This is a genomic window from Brevundimonas sp. (assembly GCF_036399195.1).
Classification (GTDB): Bacteria; Pseudomonadota; Alphaproteobacteria; order Caulobacterales; family Caulobacteraceae; genus Brevundimonas.
Genome location: NZ_DASWNO010000183.1, coordinates 1 through 1831 on the forward strand (window position 1 = coordinate 1; position 1831 = coordinate 1831).

Sequence of the window (1831 nt, forward strand, 5' to 3'; positions counted from 1 at the left end):
GACAGGGTCGCGCGCCCGCGCGCCGCTTGATCCCCCGCTCGCTCCTGCGGAGCGCCGGAGGATGACGACAAAGGGGCAAGGAAGGTTCGGTGTCCCGCTATCTCTCGATCACATCGAACGCCAGAAGCAGCGTTCGCTGACTCGGATTGTCGTTGTCGTCCGACACGATGTAGAGCCGCGTCCGCCCGTCCGGTCCCGCGACCGCGGCGATCCCCTCGAAATTATCGGTCGTCGACGGCAGGCTGAGCACGACCAGTTCGGGTCCCAGCCGTCCCTCGAGGTCCATGCGGCGGATGCGGGCGCGCATGTCGATCGGCTCGCGGTACAGCCGCTCGACCACGAACCAGCCGTCTCCGCCGGGATCGCGGTCCATGCCGGTGATGCGCCACCCGTCCAGCGGCAGGGGCGTCTGCGGGGGCGCGACGACTTCGACGCAGGCGCTCGGGGCGCAGTCCCACACGCCGCCGCTCTCCGCCGCCACGCGCAGGTGGCTCGGCGCGAGGGCGATGGCTTCCAGCCCGTCGTTCCCGGGCCGCACCGGGGGCACGGCCAGCGGCGTCGGCCGCGCCTCCAGCGCCGTCAGCGGCCCATAGAGCCACAGCCGGGGCTGCTGCTCAAAGCCGACCACGAGAACGCCGTCAGGCAGCACGGCGAGGCTCTCCGCGTCCCCCCCGGCCTTTGTGACGAACGGGCCGCCGTCCTCCGAGGTCAGGGGCCGCAGGCTGAGCGCTGATATCCCCGCAAGGCGGCCGCAACGGTCGAACGCGGGCCGCATCCGGATCAGGTCGCCTGCGTCCGTGACAGTCAGCAGCTCCTCGCCGATGGCCTTGAGATCGGACAGCCCGTGCAGGCGATCTCCGCGCGGGGCCGACAGCTGCACTCCGCCGGCGAACCGGACGCGATCCGCCATCCAGACGCCGCCTGGCAGGCCGAGCCCGATGGTCCGGACCTCCGCCTGAAGCGGCGTCCAGCCCGGTGGCGCACCTGCTGGGAGGGTCAGCGCCGCGGCGCTCGCGCAGGCGCCCAGGAACAGCAGCGGCCCAAGCGTGAGAAGACGCCTCAAGCGGCCTTCCGGCGGCGGCCGCCCGGCGCCGCCCGCGGCTCCGCCTCGAACAGGGCGGCGAGGTTCTCGACCATGGCCCCGGCCAGTTGCTCCACATCGACGATGGTGACCGCGCGGCGGTACCAGCGGGTCACGTCGTGGCCGATGCCAATGGCCATCAGCTCGACCGGCGAGCGGGTTTCGATCTCGGCGATGATCTGACGGAGGTGCTTGTCCAGATACAGGGCGGCATTGGCGGACTGGGTCGAGTCGTCGACCGGCGAGCCGTCCGAGATGACCATCAGAATGCGCCGCGCCTCGGTCCGGCCCAGCAGCCGTTCGTGCGCCCAGGTCAGGGCCTCGCCGTCGATGTTCTCCTTCAGCAGCCCCTCGCGCATCATTAGGCCGAGGTTCTTCTTGGCCCGCCGCCAGGGCGCGTCGGCGGCCTTGTAGACGATGTGGCGCAGGTCGTTCAGGCGGCCGGGATTCTGCGGCTTGCCGGCGGTGATCCACGCTTCGCGCGCCTGTCCGCCCTTCCACGCGCGGGTGGTGAAGCCGAGGATCTCGACCTTGACCCCGCAGCGCTCCAGCGTCCGCGCCAGGATGTCGGCGCAGACCGCGGCGACCATGATCGGCCGGCCCCGCATCGAGCCGGAGTTGTCCAGCAGCAGGGTCACCACCGTGTCCCGGAACGGGCTCTCGCTCTCGGCCTTGAAGCTGAGCGGGCTGGTGGGGTCGGTGATGATCCGGGTCAGGCGGGCGGTGTCCAGCACCCCCTCCTCGAGGTCG

General features: G+C 71.4%; 2 protein-coding genes. Both read right to left on the bottom strand.

Features of this window, described 5'->3' with window-relative positions:
* Nucleotides 1–97: 97 nt before the first annotated feature.
* The gene (locus tag VGB60_RS08530; RefSeq protein ID WP_331037844.1) at nt 98–1063 is read right to left on the bottom strand and encodes an esterase-like activity of phytase family protein; all 966 of its coding nucleotides are present in this window, start codon (nt 1061–1063) and stop codon (nt 98–100) included.
* Nucleotides 1060–1831: cobaltochelatase CobT-related protein (locus tag VGB60_RS08535; protein ID WP_414644498.1), on the bottom strand; the 772-nt coding region annotated here is incomplete at its 5' end. The genes VGB60_RS08530 and VGB60_RS08535, both read right to left, overlap by 4 nt.